Annotated in this window: 16 protein-coding genes; 11 read left to right on the forward strand and 5 right to left on the reverse strand. The window is 66.3% G+C overall.

The features are described from left to right. Positions 1-119: 119 nt before the first annotated feature. The 6 genes from WKW77_RS06480 to WKW77_RS06505 all read left to right on the forward strand — a co-directional run bounded on the left by WKW77_RS06480 (position 120) and on the right by WKW77_RS06505 (position 6281). Positions 120-947 (forward strand): type VI secretion system accessory protein TagJ, encoded by an 828-nt coding sequence (locus WKW77_RS06480; protein WP_340356019.1) that lies wholly within the window; start codon positions 120-122, stop codon positions 945-947. 136 nt (positions 948-1083) lie between these two features. Then, positions 1084-1581: a type VI secretion system baseplate subunit TssE gene (gene tssE / locus WKW77_RS06485; RefSeq protein ID WP_340356203.1), complete on the forward strand. Its 498-nt coding sequence runs from the start codon at positions 1084-1086 to the stop codon at positions 1579-1581. A gap of 31 nt (positions 1582-1612) precedes the next feature. Further along, positions 1613-3493 (forward strand): type VI secretion system baseplate subunit TssF, encoded by a 1881-nt coding sequence (gene tssF / locus WKW77_RS06490; protein WP_340356020.1) that lies wholly within the window; start codon positions 1613-1615, stop codon positions 3491-3493. Next, a complete protein-coding gene (tssG, locus tag WKW77_RS06495; protein WP_340356021.1) occupies positions 3493-4644 on the forward strand; it encodes a type VI secretion system baseplate subunit TssG in 1152 nt (383 codons plus the stop codon). The genes tssF and tssG overlap by 1 nt, the downstream gene beginning before the upstream one ends. A gap of 66 nt (positions 4645-4710) precedes the next feature. After that, on the forward strand, positions 4711-5697 hold the full coding sequence (locus WKW77_RS06500; RefSeq protein WP_340356022.1) for a type VI secretion system protein TssA: 987 nt from the start codon (positions 4711-4713) through the stop codon (positions 5695-5697). Next, a complete protein-coding gene (locus tag WKW77_RS06505; RefSeq protein ID WP_340356023.1) occupies positions 5694-6281 on the forward strand; it encodes a hypothetical protein in 588 nt (195 codons plus the stop codon). Before WKW77_RS06500 ends, WKW77_RS06505 begins: the two co-directional genes overlap by 4 nt. Positions 6282-6313: 32 nt before the next feature. Here WKW77_RS06505 and WKW77_RS06510 read toward each other — a convergent pair whose 3' ends face one another. Both WKW77_RS06510 and WKW77_RS06515 read right to left on the reverse strand, forming a co-directional pair. Beyond that, a complete protein-coding gene (locus WKW77_RS06510; protein ID WP_422823156.1) occupies positions 6314-7303 on the reverse strand; it encodes a zinc-dependent alcohol dehydrogenase family protein in 990 nt (329 codons plus the stop codon). Positions 7304-7485: 182 nt separating this feature from the next. After that, positions 7486-8385 carry a LysR family transcriptional regulator gene (locus WKW77_RS06515; RefSeq protein ID WP_340356025.1) on the reverse strand — a complete coding sequence of 300 codons (900 nt, stop codon included), beginning with the start codon at positions 8383-8385 and terminating at the stop codon, positions 7486-7488. Positions 8386-8495: 110 nt separating this feature from the next. On the opposite strand from WKW77_RS06515, the gene WKW77_RS06520 reads away from it, so the two are divergent. The 3 genes from WKW77_RS06520 to WKW77_RS06530 all read left to right on the forward strand — a co-directional run bounded on the left by WKW77_RS06520 (position 8496) and on the right by WKW77_RS06530 (position 11923). Beyond that, on the forward strand, positions 8496-9470 hold the full coding sequence (locus WKW77_RS06520) for a Bug family tripartite tricarboxylate transporter substrate binding protein (RefSeq protein ID WP_340356026.1): 975 nt from the start codon (positions 8496-8498) through the stop codon (positions 9468-9470). A 5-nt stretch (positions 9471-9475) separates the two neighbouring features. Continuing rightward, positions 9476-10798, forward strand: a complete 1323-nt coding sequence (locus tag WKW77_RS06525) for an FAD-dependent oxidoreductase (RefSeq protein ID WP_340356027.1) — start codon at positions 9476-9478, stop codon at positions 10796-10798. Between the two features lie 132 nt (positions 10799-10930). Beyond that, positions 10931-11923, forward strand: a complete 993-nt coding sequence (locus tag WKW77_RS06530) for an AraC family transcriptional regulator (RefSeq protein WP_340356028.1) — start codon at positions 10931-10933, stop codon at positions 11921-11923. A gap of 18 nt (positions 11924-11941) precedes the next feature. Here the strand turns inward: WKW77_RS06530 and WKW77_RS06535 are convergent, their stop codons facing one another. The 3 genes from WKW77_RS06535 to WKW77_RS06545 are packed head-to-tail and all read right to left on the reverse strand — an operon-like array spanning position 11942 to position 14903. Further along, on the reverse strand, positions 11942-13003 hold the full coding sequence (locus WKW77_RS06535) for a beta-keto acid cleavage family enzyme (RefSeq protein WP_340356029.1): 1062 nt from the start codon (positions 13001-13003) through the stop codon (positions 11942-11944). A 57-nt stretch (positions 13004-13060) separates the two neighbouring features. Continuing rightward, entirely contained in the window at positions 13061-13903 is an 843-nt protein-coding gene (locus tag WKW77_RS06540) for a TauD/TfdA dioxygenase family protein (RefSeq protein ID WP_340356030.1), read from the reverse strand. 31 nt (positions 13904-13934) lie between these two features. Next, positions 13935-14903 (reverse strand): tripartite tricarboxylate transporter substrate binding protein, encoded by a 969-nt coding sequence (locus WKW77_RS06545; RefSeq protein ID WP_340356031.1) that lies wholly within the window; start codon positions 14901-14903, stop codon positions 13935-13937. 183 nt (positions 14904-15086) lie between these two features. Between WKW77_RS06545 and WKW77_RS06550 the strand changes: the two genes are divergently transcribed. Together WKW77_RS06550 and kce are read left to right on the forward strand one after the other, a co-directional pair. Continuing rightward, the gene (locus tag WKW77_RS06550; protein ID WP_340356032.1) at positions 15087-16058 is read left to right on the forward strand and encodes a quinone oxidoreductase family protein; all 972 of its coding nucleotides are present in this window, start codon (positions 15087-15089) and stop codon (positions 16056-16058) included. Positions 16059-16149: 91 nt separating this feature from the next. Next, positions 16150-17085: a 3,5-dioxohexanoate:acetyl-CoA acetone transferase gene (gene kce, locus WKW77_RS06555; protein WP_340356033.1), complete on the forward strand. Its 936-nt coding sequence runs from the start codon at positions 16150-16152 to the stop codon at positions 17083-17085. Positions 17086-17111 lie beyond the last annotated feature (26 nt).

A 17111-nucleotide genomic window follows, 5' to 3' on the forward strand; every position in this document is an offset into this window, starting at 1 on the left:
CGGCACGCCGAGGTGGTTCCTTTCATATTTCACCCGAGTATTCGATGACGACATCCAATCCGGCAGGCGGAGTCGCCAACCCATCCCAATCATTCCGGGAGTGGTTGCACGCCAGGCCCTTGTCCGAAGCCCTTTCGCGAGCGGAAGCCGGCGTGCGTGCCAAGCCGCAGGAGGCGCGTGCCCGCTGGCTGCTGTTCGAGCTGCTTTGCGTGCTGGGTCAGTGGGAGCGCGCGCTCAAGCAGTTGCAGGCGTGGGCCGGCTCGTCTCGCGACAACGAGAGCACCGCGCATGTGATGCGCGGTCTCATCCGTGCCGAGCATCGGCGTGCGGAACTGTTCGGGGGCCGTGCCGAACCCGCCACGCTGACGGCCAGCGGCACATCGGCGGCCGCGTGGATGGCCGGCCTGGGTGAAGCGCTCACGCAGGCCGCCGCGGGCGGCGCTGCCGCACTGGAGGCAGCCGATCTTGCGCGCGAGGCCGCATTGGCGCAGGCGCCGGAGACGGCCGGTGGGAGCAATCTGATGTCCTTCGCGTGGGTGACCGATACCGATACGCGGCTGGGACCGGTGTGCGAGGTCCTCCTGGCCGGTGCCTACCGCTGGCTGGCCTTTTCCGACCTTGCTTCGATCAGCAAGGCGGCGCCGGCGCATCTGCTCGATCTGGTCTGGGCGCAGGTCGATCTGGTGCTGCGCGACGGCACCGCGCTCAAGGGCTATATGCCGATGCGCTACCCGGTGCATGCGGGCGACCGTGACGCGCTGCTGATGGCGCGCGAAACGGTGTGGACCGACGTCGGCCGGACCGGCGTCGTCGCGCGCGGGCAGAAGATGTGGGCAACCGATGCGGGCGACGTGGCGCTGCTGGACTTGCGGGACTGCAGGTTCGCCAACAACGAACAGCCGTCGCCCGGAGAGGCCGCGGAAGGGGGCAGCCATGCCGCTGGATGAAGCCCTACCGGAAGACGTGCTGACGGCCCGGCGCCGCGAGCCCGTGAGCGGTCTGAATCCCGTGCATCCGTTCCATCCGGGTGTGCGCTCGCCTCGGCCGGCCGACGAACGCGTCGCGCGCGCCAATGCCCAGCTGATGCCCACGCTGTTCGACCGGCTCCGGGACGAGGCACCCAGCCGCGCCGTGGAATCGGCTTCGGAGTACGCCGTGTCGCCCAGCCGCATGCGCGAGATCGTGCAGCGCGATCTCGCCTTGCTGCTCAACGCCACGAATGCCGAGGACCTGATCGATCGCGAGCGCTATCCGGAAGCCGCGTCGTCCGCCGTGAACTTCGGCGTGCCGCCGCTCGCCGGCAGCTATCTGTCGGAGCGCAAGTGGGAGGACATCGAACGCATCATCCGCCGCGCCATCCAGGACTATGAGCCGCGGCTGTTGCCTGAAACGGTGACGGTGCTGCCCTTGATGAAAGAGGGCATGCGCGACCAGTACAACGTGCTGCTGTTCGAGATCCGGGCCATGATCAATCTCAAGCCCTATCCGCTCGAACTCTCGGTCCAGAGTTCGGTGGACCTCGAAACCAATCGCATGAGCATGACGAGCGCATCGCGTAGTCCGAAGCGGGCGTTGCTGTGAGGCGCATGCCATTTCTTCCTCGAGGTATCTGATGGACCCCCAACTTCTCGACTACTACAACAAGGAACTGATCTACATGCGCGAGATGGCGGGCGAGTTCGCCGCCTCGCACCCGAAGATCGCGCGCCGGCTGGGCATGCATGGCGTGGAGGTGCACGACCCGTACGTGGAGCGGCTCATCGAGTCGTTCAGCTTTCTGTCGGCGCGCATGCAGATCAAGCTCGATGCGGAATTTCCGCGTTTCACGCAGCGGCTGCTGGAGGTGCTCTACCCCGACTACCTGAGCCCGACGCCGTCGATGGCGGTGGCGCGGCTCGCGCCGAGCGTGAAAGAAGGCGATTTCACGCGCGGCTTCGTGGTGCCGCGCGACACGGCCTTCCATGCACGGGTGCCGTCCGGCGAGCAGACGCCGTGCGAGTTCCGCTCGAGCCAGGATGTCACGCTGTGGCCGATCGAGATCGTGGACGTGAAGCTGACCGGCGCGCCGCCCGACATTCCGGCGCTGGAGCGCTACGTGCCGCCGCATGTGCAGGTGACGGGTGCGTTGCGCCTGCGGCTGCGCGTGCTGGGTGAACTCGATTTCGATGAACTGGTGGGGCTCGACCGGCTGCCGGTGTACCTGAGCGGCAACGAGCAGGTGGCCTCGCACCTGTTCGAGCTGCTTCACACCTCGGCGGTGGCGACTTTCACGGGCGAGCCGGGCAAGCTGATGCAGCGTCCGCACGTGGTGACCGAAGGCGCGCTCGTGCACGAAGGGCTGGAGCCGGGGCAGGGATTGCTGCCGCTGGAGTGGAACACCTTCCACGGCCACAACCTGCTGCACGAGTATTTCGCTTGCCCGGAGCGCTTCTATTTCTTCACGCTCACGCAACTGGCGCCGGGTCTTTCGCGCGTGACAGGGAAGGAGGCCGAGATCCTGGTGCTGCTGACGCGGCCGCCGGGTTGGCTCGATGGCCTGGTCGATGCGGGGCAGTTCGCGCTGTTCTGCACGCCGGTCGTCAACCTGTTCGAGCGCCGCACCGACCGCATCGAGATCGATCCGGCGCAGCCCGAGTTCCATCTGGTGCCCGACCGGTCCCGACCGATGGACTTCGAGGTGTATTCGGTCAGGCACATCCGCGGTCAACAGGCGCAGACGACGGCGGCGATGGATTTCCGGCCGATGTACCAGACGCTCAACGAGGACGAGGGCAACCACGGACGCTACTTCTCGGTACGGCGCGAGCCGCGTCTGGCGTCCGACACCTCGCGCAAGTACGGCACGCGCACGCCCTACATCGGCACGGAGGTCTTCATTTCGCTGGTGGACCAGAACGAGGCGCCTTATCCGGAGTCGATCCGCCATCTGTCGGTCACCGCGCTGCTGACCAATCGCGACCTGCCGTGTCTGGTTCCGCGCAACGGCGAGAACGACCTGGTCCTGGCCGACTCGATTCCGGTGAGGGGCGTCGGCCTCATCCGCCCGCCGAGCACGCCCAAGTCGCCCTTCGCGCAGCGCGCGATGGCATGGCGACTGATTCGCCAGCTGGGCTTCAACCATCTGCCGCTCGCGGACATGCCGCACCGCGAGGGCGCGCAGGCGCTGCGCGACATGCTGCGGCTGTTCGTGACGACCGACAACGAAGTGCAGCGCCGGCAGATCGAAAGCCTCGTGGGTTCGCGCATCGAGCCGGTGACGCGTCGTTTGCCGGGTGCGGGGCCTTTGATCTACGGGCGCGGCGTGCGCTGCACCCTGAGCGTGGACGAGGAAGGCTTCTCGGGGACGAGCCCCTATCTGTTCGGGCTGGTGCTGGAGCACTACCTCGCGCGCCACGTGAGCATCAACGTGTTCACGCAGACCGTGCTCGAATCCATGCAGCGCGGCGCCGTCGCGAGCTGGCCGGTGCGCATGGGCGGAAGGGGGATCGTCTGATGCGTCGGGATCGAGATCCTCTGGCCCTCGGCCTGCAGGAGCTGCTGGCGCGCTTGCGCCGCGAGCCGTGGAGGTTCGGCTTCACCACGCTCATGCGCCGATTCGGCGCCGTTCATTCGAACCAGCCGCGCATCGGGCTGGCGAGCCGGCCGCAGCAGGAGCCTTTCCGGCTCGCGCAGACGGCCGCGCTGACCTTTGCGCCGCGCGAGATCGCCGAAGTGGCATTGCCCCTCGATGACGAGGTGTCGTCCGGCGTGGGCACTCCAAATGCGCGCAAGGGCAACAACCCGGCGGTGCCGACGGTGCGGCTCTACGGCCTCGGTTTGCTCGGCCCCAATGGTCCGCTGCCGCTGCATTACACGGAATGGGTCCGCGACCGTGCCGAAAACTACAACGACGGCACGCTCGCCGACTTTCTCGACATCTTTCATCACCGCTACCTCACGCACATGTACCGTGCGTGGGCACAGAGCCAATCAGCAGCAGGCCTCGACCGGCCGGATGACGAGACCTTCAGCCGCTACGTCGCGCGCCTCACGGGGCACGATCCGTTGGAGATCCGCGATTCGGTGCTGCCTTCGCATGCACGACTGGCCGCCTCGACCCACCTGACCCGCGAGGCACGCAATCCCGATGGCCTGGCCTGCACGCTGGCGCGCTTCTTTGCGGTGCCGGTGCAGCTTCAGGAGTTCGTGATGCACTGGATTCGCATCGACGAAGAGGACCAGACGCACCTTGGCGAGCCGCGCACATCGAGCGTGATGGGCATGGGCGCGATCGCGGGCGAGGTGGTGGCCGACCGGCAGAACAAGTTTCGACTCGTGCTCGGCCCACTGAGCCTGGAGCAATACCTGCGCTTCACCCCGCAAGGCAAGGATCTGCCGTTGCTCATGGAGTGGGTGCGCGGCTTCATCGGCCACGAGTTCGTGTGGGAAGTCGAATTGCGGGTCCGAAACGACAGCACGCCGCCTGCGCGTCTCGAAGACAAGGAGAAGCTCGGCTGGTCGACATGGCTCGGCGGCTCCGAAGGAACCGGGGCGCGCTTCGCGGCCGGCAGCCAGCGGACCGCGGCGGCCAAGAACTATGCGGTCGGCCTTGTATTCGAGCCCGAGCAGTACATCGGCGTGCGCGACCGCGCAGCAGCCCATTGAGCAGCTTCGTTCCATTTCATGTCCCAGAGCACACCTTCCACTCGTTCACAGAAGCCTGACTGGCTCATGCCGATCAGCGACGAGGCGCCGTGCGGCGCCAGCCTCGAATACGACGCCGAGTACGCCGTCCTTTTGTCGCGCATGACGCCGCGCGGCGAGGCGCAGTACGGCGATTTCGTCGGCACGGCCGAAGCACCCAGCTGGGCGGAGATCGAGCGCGATTGCCGCCGGTTGCTGTTGCGCACGAAGGACATCCATCTCCTGGTCTGGCTCTGCCGCGCCCGCACGCGGCTCGCGCAGGCAGCGGGGCTCGCGCAGTCTCTCTCGATGCTGGCGACCGTGCTGCAGACCTGGCCCGACGCCGTTCATCCGCAGTTGGTCATCGAAGGCCAGTTCGAGCCCGAAGTGAGGGCGAATGCGCTCGCAGGCCTTGCGGACCCGGAGGGACTGCTCGGTGACGTGCGCGAGATATTGGTGGCTTCGAGCACCGCCATGCGTTTGACCGTGCGCGACGTGGAGCGGGCCCTTGCCGTGCCTCGCCCTGTCGACGCACTGAGCCCCGAATCCGTGCACCGGCAGATCGAGGCGCTGCGCGCGGCCACCGACGCCGAGGCGCCGGTGCATCTGCTCGCGCATGCCGCCGGTCATGCGCGTGCGATCGATGAATGGGCGAGGCGTCAGCTCGCTGGCGATGCGCCTGCGCTGGAAGGACTTCTGCGCTTGCTGAATCTCTTTGTGGCGCGCGAGGCCTCGCAGATCGAACCGGTAGTCCAGATGACGAACGAACAATCTCCAGTCACGCCTGAAGAGGTGCATGCTTTTCGTCCCGTCGCCGGCGGAAGCGCGCGAGAGGATGTTCTGGCAACCATCCGAGCCGCACGCGAATGGTTCGAGACCCATGAGCCGAGCAGCCCCGTGGCTGTGCTGCTCAAGCAGGCCGAGCGCATGGTGGGCAAGCGCTTCTCGCAGGTGGCGGATTCGATCCCTCTGGACCTGCTGCGCAAGTGGGAGTTGGAGGAAGGGGAGGGCGCATCGCTGGGAGCGCCGGTATGACGCCGCCGCTCATCTATCTGGTCGCCGGTATCCTGCTGGGATGCATCGGCAGGGGACTGTTCGGCGCGGTCTGCGCGAGGATTCTCATGCAGCGCCTTCGGCGCGAGTTGATTGGGCGCCTGCAGGAGCATGAAGAGTCGCTGCGCAAGGCATTGACGGTGCGGGAGGGGGTGCCTTCCTCTGCGCCGGATCTTGACGAGGCCCGCATGACGAAGCGCCTCCAGCAGGCCATGGCGATCGAGATCGAGTCTCTGGCCCAGCGGCAATCGGAGCGGGACGCGCGTCATGCCAATGACCTCCGTGCGCTGGTCGAGGCGCTGGAGGCTCGGCGCGGCAAGGCGATGACGCACGCCGCCACGACCAGGCAGGCTGCAGCGAAGGAGCCGTCTCCCGCGTCCGCGCGTCCACCCGCGTTGACGCATGCACCCCTGCCTCGGTCCGGGCCCGCGGCTGCGCCGGATGAGCCGGAACGCGAGCTCAGTGACGAGGAGATCGATGCGCTCCCTCCGGAGCTCCCTGCCCCTGGCAAGCCGAGAAAGCGCATCCAGCACGCGCCGACAAGGCCACCGTTGCGAAGCATCTAACCGAATCGCTGCCGACGATCAGGGCATCGACGTCACGGAATCAGCACCGCAGCACCCTCGATCCGGCCCGCGCGCAGATCCGCCATCGCCTCGTTGGCCTGCTGGAGGGCGTAGGTGGTGACGTGCACTTGCGGCGGATGCTGGCGCACGATGTCCAGGAACTCGCGGCCGTCCGCGCGCGTGAGGTTTGCGACCGAGACGAGTTCGCGCTCTTCCCACAGCAGCCGGTACGGGAAGGCGGGGATGTCGCTCATGTGGATGCCGCCGCAGACCACGCGCCCGCCCTTGCGCACCGCCTGCAGCGCGAGCGGCACGAGGGGGCCGGCCGGCGCGAAGATGATCGCGGCGTCGAGCCGCTCGGGCGGTGCCTCGTCCGATGCACCAGCCCACACCGCGCCAAGCGAACGCGCGAACGCCTGGCCCGCCGCATCGCCCGCCCGCGTGAAGGCGTAAACCTCGCGCCCCTGCGCAACCGCCACCTGCGCGATCAGGTGCGCGGCCGCGCCGAAGCCATAGAGGCCGAGCCGCTGCACGCCTTCGCCGGCCGCCTTGAGGCTGCGCCAGCCGATCAGTCCCGCGCACATCAGCGGCGCGATGTGCGCCGCATCCAGCGTCGCATCGCCGAGCGGCAGGCAGAAATCGGCTTCCGCCACGACATGGCTCGCGAAGCCGCCATCGCGGTCGTAGCCGGTGAAGCGCGGGGTGTCGCACAGGTTCTCGCGCCCAGCCATGCAGAACGCGCAGTGCCCGCAGGTGTGGCCGAGCCAGGGGACGCCGACCCGGTCGCCGATCGCGTGCCCGTTCACGCCGTCGCCGATGGCTTCGACCTCGCCCACGATCTCGTGGCCCGGCACGACCGGCAGCGTGCGCAGCGGCAGGTCGCCATCGACCACATGCAGGTCGGTGCGGCATACCGCGCAGGCCAGCACGCGCAGGCGCAACTCGCCGGCGGCGGGCAGCGGGATCGGGCGCCGCTCCAGCCGAAGCGGCTGGCCGGGAGCATGAAGAACCATCGCTTGCATCATGGGTAGATTGTGCGGGCTTCCTCAAGTGAGCGTAGAGTCCACGCGGGAGCTTCCGGTGCGGCCTCTCACGTAGGCTATGGCGGCCTCTCGCAGGCAAACGCAGCATGAACGGAGGCCCCAGCCCGGCGGCAGGTTTCGCCGCCGGGCTCTTGCTCGTTCTCCGCAACGCGGCAGCGAAGTCACCCGGCCGGCGTTCTGGCCGCCTTGAACGCCGTCTTCACGCAGGCAACGAACGCCTGGGCCATGGCCGATTGCGGCAGGTTGGCATGGCGCACCACATACACCGGATGCACCGGCCCGCCGCGCAGCGGCCGGAAGCAAAGCTCCTTGCGATTCCACGCGCGCGCAGTCAGCTCGTCGACCACCGCGACGCCGGCGCCGCACGCCGCCAGCGCGCATGCCACCTGGCCGGAGCGCACCTCGATCCGGGCCGATGACTCGCGCGGGCTGCTGGCCTCCTGCGCTTCGAGCAGACGGCCTTGCGGCGTGTCCGGGCTGAAGGCGATCAGCGGTTCACCCCTCACGTCCCGCAGGCTCACGCTCTTCTTCTTGGCGAACGGATGGTCGCTTCGGAACACGCACGCCATCGACCAGCTTCCGACTTCTTCGCCGACCAGCAACGCATGGTCGATCGGCAGGGTGGACACCGCGATGTCCGCCTCGTTGCGCGCCAGCTGACCCACCATCTCGCGCACGAGCTGCGTCTCCATGTAGATGCGCGCGGTCGGAAACCTCGCCGCGAGGGCCGACACCGCGCGCGGCACGATCTCGAGCGCGGTGCTCGGGCTCGCGAGGATGCGAAGCGGCAGCCCGCCGCCCGTCTGCAGGTCCCGCGCGCGCTCCTCGATGCGCTGCACGCCCCGGTAGACGCTTTCGACTTCGGCATAGAGCGCCTGCGCTTCGGGCGTCGGCCTGAGCTTGCTTCGGCCGCGTTCGAAGAGCTTGAGCCCCAGTTGCAGTTCGATGTGCCCGAGCATGCGGCTGATGCCCGGCTGCGATACATGAAGGAGCCGTGCGGCATCGGTCACCGAGCCGGCCAGCATCACGGCGCGAAAAACCTCGATCTGGCGCAGGTTCATGGTCGTCGGGTGTTGATTAACATGATGTTATAGGTGTCTTGAATCTTGGTATTTGCCGATATACCGGCCGCGCCCGATCATCGATGCAAGTGCAACCTGGAGACAAGCTGATGACGTTCAAACTCAATCGCCGCTCGATGCTGGCGTTGCTCGCCGCCGGCGCGAGCGTTCGTGTACTGGCGGCGCAAGCCTGGCCGATCAAGCCGGTCCGGATCATCGTTCCCTTCGCGCCGGGCGGCGGCGCCGATTCGTCCGCCCGCGTGCTTTCCGATCTGCTCGCGCCGAAGCTCGGCCAAAGCGTGATCGTCGAGAACAAGCCGGGCGCGGGCAGTGCGATCGGCGTCCTCGCGGCGGCCCAGAGCAAGGACGGCCATACGCTCCTGATGGCCAGCAACAGCATGGTCATCAACCCATCGCTCAACCCCCAGATCGGCTACGACCCCGTGCGGGACTTCGATGCGGTCGGGATGGTCTCCGCGCAACCCCTCGTGCTGGTGGTGCCCGCGAACTCGAACATCAAGTCCCTTCAGGACCTGATTGCGCAGGCCAAGGCGCACCCCGGCGAACTGGCAGCGGGCAACAGCGGCAACGGAACGCTCGCGCACATCGCCTCGGAGATCTTCGCGAGCGAAGCCGGCGTGCAGATCACGCCCGTGGCCTACAAGGGAGAAAGCGCCCTGCTGCCGGAGCTGATCAGCGGCCTCGTGGCGTTCGGTTTCCTGAACCTGCCCAGCGTCGCGCCGCACATCAAGTCGGGCCGCATCCGGGCGCTCGCGGTGTCGTCGCCGCAGCCGGTTCCGGAGCTTCCGGGTGTTCCGACGCTGCGTTCGCTGAAGCTTCCCGCACTGGAGGTGCAGGGCTGGGCCGCGCTGCTCGCGCCCAAGGGAACCATCCCGCCGGAGGGCTTGGCCCGGCTCGAAGGCCTGCTCGCGCAAGCACTGGCTTCCGACACGGTGAAGGCACGTTTCGCCTCGCTGAACGTCACGCCGATGGTGATGGACCGCCAGGCGACCGCCCAGTTCCTGCAGGCGGAAACCACCCGGTACGCCAGCGTGATCAAGGCCCGCGGCATCAAGGCAGGGTGACGCGCGTGACCGACCAGCCCTTTTCTTCGGCACGCCCGGAAGCCGTGCCACTGGACACCGACGTGCTCGTCTGCGGCGGTGGTGTGGCGGGCACGATCGCCGCGGTGGCCGCCGCGCGCCAGGGCGCGCGCGTGATCCTGCTGGAGCGCTACGGCTTTCTCGGCGGCAACGCGACCGCCGGCGCCGTGGCCCAGTTCAACAGCTGGCAGACGGCCAACGGCCGTCGTGTCGTGGCGGGTCTCGCGCAGGAGGTCGTCGACCGGCTGCGCGAATACGGCGCGGCGGCCGCGCACCAGGTCTTCGTGATGTCGACCGGCCACCGGATGGACCGCGTCGAATACGCACCCGAAGTGCTCAAGCTCGTGCTCGACGACATGGTGCGCGATGCCGGCGTGCAACCGCTGCTGCATGCGAGTCTCCTGGACGTCTCGCGGGAGGGCTCGCGGATCGACTCCGTCCGCGTGCTGACCAAGGGCGGCGTGGTGCGCATCCGCCTGCGCGTGCTGGTGGACACCTCGGGCGACATGGACGCGATGCGGCAGGCGGGCGCGCAGTTCCTGCCGCTCGAAGACGGCGAGGCGCTTCAGCCCGCGACCATGATGTTCCGCTTCGGCCCGATCGACTTCGCGCGCTTCGATGCGCTATCGCCGGCGGAACTCGCGTCCCTGGCGCGCCGCGGCTACGAGGAGAAGGCGCTGGCGCGCGCCGCCTTGCATGTGGCGCGCGACCCCTATTCGGCGGATGGCTGGTTCAACATCAGCCGTCTCGCGATCGACGCGACGGACGCCATGGCCCTGGGGCGCGCGGAGATCGAAGGCCGCAGGCAGGCCTGGAACGCCGCGCAGTACCTGCGCGCCCACGTGCCGGGCTGCGCGTCGGGCCGGCTGCTCGCGTTCGGCACGCAGGTCGGCGTGCGCGAAACGCGCCGGGTGCTCGGCGACCATGTGCTCACGGCCGAGGAACTGCTCGCGCCTGTCGAGTTCGATGACGCGATCGCCGCGGGGGCGTATCCGATCGACATTCATCCTGCCGCCGGCGGCGAGCTCGTCTACTCGGCGCTCGGCGACGACCATGCCTATCAGATCCCCTATCGCAGCCTGTGCCCCGCAGGACTGGACAACGCGCTGGTTGCAGGCCGAGGCATCTCGGCGACGCACCAGGCGCTGGCTGCGATCCGGGTGATGACCATCTCCATGGCTGTCGGTCAGGCGGCAGGCACCGCGGCCGCGATGACTGCAGAAGGTGCATCATCCGGCGCCGATGTTCGCGCGGTCAGCGCGAAGAGCCTTCGCGAAGCGCTCCGGCGAGACGGAGCGTGTCTGGGCTGAGTCGCGCAACGACCTCCTCAGCCGGCCGGCTCCTCTCCATGCATCGGGCATGTGACCCATACCTCGAGGCTTCACGACTCGGCAAAATGACGGTCCATGAGGCACATCGCTCGGCTGATACGCAGCGCCAGCTTGAACGGATACGTCGAGTTGGTGAGGTCTCTCGGGCGAAATCCTGATGCTTTCATGCGAACCGTGGGGCTGAAGGCGGAGTTCCTCAAGGATCCCGAGATGCTGATCCCCAGAGATGCCGCGCGCGAGCTGCTGGAGATCACGGCCCGTGCCACGCAAACGGAAGATTTCGCGCTGCGCCTTGCGGCGCAGCGCAAGCTCTCCTCCCTCGGACCGATCAGCTTGGTCTTGAAAGAGGAGGCGACACCCAGGGATGGGCTGGATACGCTGTGCCGGTATCTCAAGCTCGTCAATGCCTCGCTGACGATCCGCGTCGAAGATGCGGGCGGCGTCGTCATCATTCGGGAAGACTTGCTGCCGAGTCCCGGGCTGCAGATGCGACAGTCCGTGGAGTTGGCTGTCGGCACCATGTTTCAGATGCTTGGCGAGTTGATCGGGCAAGACTGGCAACCGCTTGAAGTCTGCTTCACACATCGTCCGCCGAAAGACCTCTCCCCGTACCGGACGTTCTTCCGACGGAGCGTCAGGTTCAATCAGGAATTCAATGGCCTGGTGTGCAGGGCGAGTGACTTGTCCAAGCCGCGCAAGGCCGTGGACCAGGTGGCGGCCGGATTTGCCCGGAAATATCTGGAGGCCGCTCTCGGCAATCGCACCGAAAGCGCGCAGGAAACCTGTCGCCAACTCATATTGGCACTGCTTCCGGGTGGCGCTTGCACGGCGGCGGAGGTTGCAAGGCATTTGCGAATCGATCGCCGCACGCTGCATCGTCGACTGGAGGCGGAAGGTCTCACCTTCAGCGGCTTGCTCGACCACGTGCGTGCCGAACTGGCGACGCACCATCTGCAGGGAAGCGACCTGCGGCTCGGCGAGATTGCCGAGCTGCTGGGCTTTTCAAGTCCCAGCAGCTTCAGCCACTGGTTTCAGAAGTCGTTCGGCTGCAGCGCGTCGCAATGGAGCAAGCGGGCGCTCGTGGTGGCGGCCCCGCCCCATTGAGCGCCCCGGCCTGCGGGCCTACATGCACTCCTGCTTGCGCAGGAAGCCCTGGTGCGCGCCCTTGCGGTTCGGCGAGAAGCCATTCTTCTCGAGTGTCTCCTCCACCGTCTTGTAGAAGACGCCGATCTGCATGATCTCGCGCGCCTGCTGCGCCGTGGCGATGGGGCGGCCCACTTCGCCCGCGATGCGCACCAGCTGCTTGATCTGCTCGACCGAACTCATCTTGCCCGTGCGCGTCTGGTTCCAGAGCACGTCCTCGATGCCGCAGCGCACGTGCAGGCCCAGCGCGATGCCGATCATGTTGATGGGCAGCACGTTCAGAACCGAGCTTTCCACCGTCACCACCGCGCCGTCCGGCACGGCGCGAAGCATGTGGGCGAGGTTGTAGATGTTCGCCTGGTCCATGCCGCCGCTGATGGCCACCCAATTCATCACCAGCGGGCCCTTGTAGACGCCGCGGCGGATCAGCCGCTCGATGGTCTCGAAGCTGCTCATGTTGTAGACCTGGAACTCGCTCTGGATCCCGGCGGCCGAGAGGCGGCGAATGTGCTCCTCGTACCAGCTGGGGTTCGAGGGCACGACCATGTCCTTGTAGGTCGCGTACAGGTTCGGGAAGCCACGCGAGACGCCGCGGAAGTCATCGACGCCGGCATGCTCCGTGACGTTCATCTGCGACGTGTTGACTGTCACCGTCACCTGGTCGGGCGTCGGCTTGAGTTCGGCCAGCATGTGCCGCGTGTCGTCGCTCAGCCACTTGGCCGGCTGACCCTCTTCGGGCGCGAAGCTGATGGAACCGCCCACCTGGATGATCATCTCCGGCACGCGCTCGCGCACGCCGGCGATCAGCTCGTTGAATCGCGACAGGCGCTTGCTTCCCTTGCCGTCCTCTTCCCGCACATGCAGGTGCAGCACGCGGGCGCCGGCCTCATAGCAATCCACGGCCTTCTGGATCTGGTCCTCCATCGTGATCGGGATGTCTTCCGGGAAATCGGAGGGGATCCAGCCCGGCGCATACGGGGCGGCCGTGATGATCAAGGGCTGTTGGTTCTCGGGGTACAGATGGCCGTCAAGGAAGTTCATGATGATTGCTCGAAGGGTTGGGTTGAGAAGTGAAAAGACAGGAAGAGCACCGCATGCTCAGTACGGAACGTCCCCCAGGATGGCGGCGCGCTCCATCTTGCGAGGTGCCGGCCAGTAGTCGTTCACTGCATAGTGCTGAGTGCTCCGGTTGTCCCAGACAGCGATGTCTCCGGGCTGCCAGGACCAGCGCACCTGGTACTCGGGAATGGAGGCCCGGCTCAACAGGTAGTTCAGCAGCAGCGATGCGCCCGGCGTCTTGTCGATCCCATGGCGGATGTTCTCGGGCGTGTTGTGATTGACGAAGTGCGTCGTGAAGCTGCCGACGAACAAGACCTTCTCGCCCGTCTCCGGATGCGTACGCACGACTGGATGTTCTGCGGGCGGGTTCTCCCGGTCCAGCTTCTGCCGCTGTTCCTGTGGCATCACGGCGCCGAACGACGGCTCGATGCTCGACTTGGCGCGCAGGTTCTGGATCTTCTTCCTGATGTCTTCCGGAAGCTCTTCATAGGCCTGCACCATGTTGACCCAGATGGTGTCGCCACCGACCTCCGGGCATTCGATGCAGCGCAGGACGGCCCCCATCGGCGGCTTGGGTCGCCATAGGCCGTCGGAGTGATAGACGTTCTCGTAGCTGTGCCTGCTCTCGCTGCGATAGATGAGGCCCAATCCCGGGTACTCCGGATCGCTGTTGACCACCGGGTGATCTTCGAGGTCGCCGAAGCATCGCGCGAAGGCGACGTGGTCGCCGCGCGTGATCTCCTGATTGCGAAAGAAGAGCACTTTGTGCTTGAGCAATGCGGACTTGATCAACGCGAAGAGTTCGGGGCTGCGCGACGCCTCGCCGAGGTGGACTTCCGTGACTTGCGCACCGATGCTGGGGGTGATTTGTCTGATCTTCATGACGGTCTCCATGTGGGATGCGTGACGTCGCTCAGTTGGGCTGGATGTCGAACTTCTTGACGATGGCGGCGTAGCGCTTGGACAGGGCCTTGTTTTCCGCGAGCAGGGCAGGCGTATCGACACTCACGTCGGGCTCCAGGCCGATGTCGATCAGCTTCTGCTGCACCGAAGGTGTTTGCGCGGCCTTCTTGATGCTTGCCTGAAGCTGCGCCAGTACATCGGCCGACAGCTTGCTGGAGCCATAGAAGCAAATCTGTCCCTGGAACTGCAGCTCCGGGTAGCCGAGCTCGGGCATCGTGGGCACGTCGGGGAGATACCGGGACCTCTTCGTGCTGGAGACGGCGTAGGCCCGAAGCATTCCGCTCTTGATCAGCGGCAAGGAAGTCACCATGCCGTCGAACATGATGTCCACCTGGCCACCGATCAGGTCCTGGAGCGCGGGCGGCGATCCGGCATAGCCCACGTGCTGCATGCCGAGGTCGGCCTGACTGCTGAGAATCAATCCCGAGTATTGAGACACGGTACCCGTGCCATAGCTCGCGAAGCTGGACTTGCCCTTGCGAGTCTTCAGATGCGCAATGAGGCTCTGGAAGTCCTTGGCCGGGTAGTTCGCGCCCGTCACCAGCACATAGCTGGAGTACGCCACTCTGGCGACGGTCGTGATGTCCTTCAGAGGGTCGTACGGCACCTTCATGATCTGCGGCGATTCCACCAGCAGATTGCTCGCACCCACCGCAATCGTGTTGCCGTCGGCTTCTGCCTTCAGCATGGTGGCGAGTCCGATGGACCCGCTCGCACCGGCGCGGTTCTCCACGATCACGGGCCGGCCCATGTCCAGGGACATCTGCTGCCCGACGACCCGGGCCGCGATGTCCATCGTTCCGCCCGCCGGGGCCGGGACGATCACCTTGAGTGGCTTCTCGCCAAAGGCCGACGCGCCGAGAGAGAGCGAGCAGCTCGCCAGAAGCAGGGTGGCGCGCGCAAGTTGCCGAAGTTTCATGTTTGTCTCCTATATCCATGCGAAGTCGAGTTCACCAACGCTTGCAGTATCTGGCGGGGCCGCTTGCGAAACTTGCTTATCCGGGACACGAATTTGTTCGTTTGGGGCAAAGCGGACGGCGCGCTTTCAGTCCCTGATCTCCGCCGCAAGAATCGCGTCCCATCGGCACCCAAGGAGACGCACATGACCAAGGCCATTCGCATATACGAGACAGGAGACGCAGACGTCCTGAAACTGGAAGACGTCGAAGTCGGAGACCCCGGGCCCGGCGAGGCACGCGTACGTCACAGCTACATCGCGGTCAACTTCGCGGACATCTACTTCCGCATCGGCCGCTACCCGCTGGCGCTTCCCAACGGCATCGGCACCGATGCGGTGGGTGTGGTCGAAGCCGTCGGCCCCGGCGTGACGGACATCCAAGTCGGCGACCGCGTGGGCTATCTGGTGGGCCCGCAAGGGGCCTACTCACAGGCCCGCGTGATGCCCGCCAATGTGTTGATCCCCCTGCCGGACGGCATCACGGATCGCGCGGCGGCCTCGCTCATCATGAAAGGCATGACGGCGCAGTACCTGTTCCGCCAGGTCTACCCGCTCAAGGGTGGCGAGACGATCCTCTACCACGCCGCGGCTGGTGGCGTCGGTCTCATCGCCTGCCAGTGGGCGCGAGCGATGGGCGTGACCATGATCGGCACCGTCAGCACCGACGAGAAGGCCGAGATCGCCAAGGCCAACGGTTGCGCCCACACCATCGTGACCTCGCGCGAGGACATCGCCAAGCGCGTGCGCGAGATCACCGACGGCAAGGGCGTGCCGGTGGTCTACGACTCCGTGGGCAAGGACACGCTCGAGGCTTCGCTCGACTGCTTGCAGGTTCGCGGAACGATGGTGAGCAACGGCACAACCTCGGGCCCGGTGATCTTCGACACCGGACGGCTGGCGACGAAGGGCTCCATCTGGTTCACCCGCCCCGCCATGAGGCATTACATCGAACCACGCGCTCACATGCTCGACATGGCCCGGGAGCTTTTCGACCATGTACTCGCCGGGCACATCGTCAGCGAGCCGAGGCAGAGCTTTGCCTTGGCCGATGCGGCCGAAGCGCACCGGGCGCTCGAGGGACGCAAGACGATGGGTTCCACCGTTCTGGTGCCCTGATCTGGTTCGATCGATCCCGCAAGCGAATCGTGATGTCCGAACGGACACCCGATGCGAACACCGCTGACATGCTGACAAGGAGAAATCTTCGATGGCTGCTCCACAGAGCAAAGTAATCGTGACCTGCGCGATCACCGGCGGCATTCATACGCCGACCATGTCGCCATACCTGCCGATCACCGCAGATGAGATTGCCCGCGAGGCCATTGCGGCTGCGCAGGCGGGTGCGTCCATCGTTCATCTGCATGCCCGCAATCCTGAGAACGGACAGCCGTCGCAGGACCCCGCATTGTTCCGCGCGTTTCTGCCGGTCATCGCAGAGCGCTCGAACGTGGTGATCAATCTCACCACGGGCGGCGCACCGAACATGCTGGTGGAGGAGCGACTGCAACCCGCGCTGCAGCTCAAGCCGGAGGTGGCCTCGCTCAACATGGGCTCGATGAACTTCGGCCTGTACCCGATGCTGGGCCGGCACAAGGAGTTCAAGTACGGCTGGGAGCGCCCCTACCTCGAAGGCTCCGAAGACCGCGTGTTCCGCAACACGTTCAAGGAGATCCGCTACATCCTCGAATCCTGCGCGGACAACGGCACCCGTTTCGAGATCGAGTGTTACGACACCAGCCACCTCTACACGGCGGCGCACTTCATCGATCGCGGCATTCTCAAGCCGCCTTTCTTCATCCAGTCGGTCTTCGGCCTGCTCGGTGGCATCGGCTCGCATCCGGAAGACGTGATGCACATGCGCAGGACGGCCGAGCGGCTGTTCGGCAAGGACTACTACTGGTCCGTGCTCGGCGCTGGGCGCAGCCAGATTCCGCTTGCCACGATGGCCGCGTCGATGGGCGGAAACGTCCGGGTGGGACTCGAGGATTCCCTCTGGGACGCACCGGGCAAGCTCGCGACGGGCAATGCGCAGCAGGTGCAGCGCGTGGTCTCGATCCTGAGGTCGCTGAATCTCGAAGCTGCAACGCCCGACGAAGCGCGCGACATGCTTCAACTCAAAGGCAGGCACGCGGTCGCGTTCTGACCGGGCCCCTGCGTCTCTACCGCGCC

Source organism: Variovorax ureilyticus, assembly GCF_037889935.1.
Classification (GTDB): domain Bacteria; phylum Pseudomonadota; class Gammaproteobacteria; order Burkholderiales; family Burkholderiaceae_C; genus Variovorax; species Variovorax ureilyticus.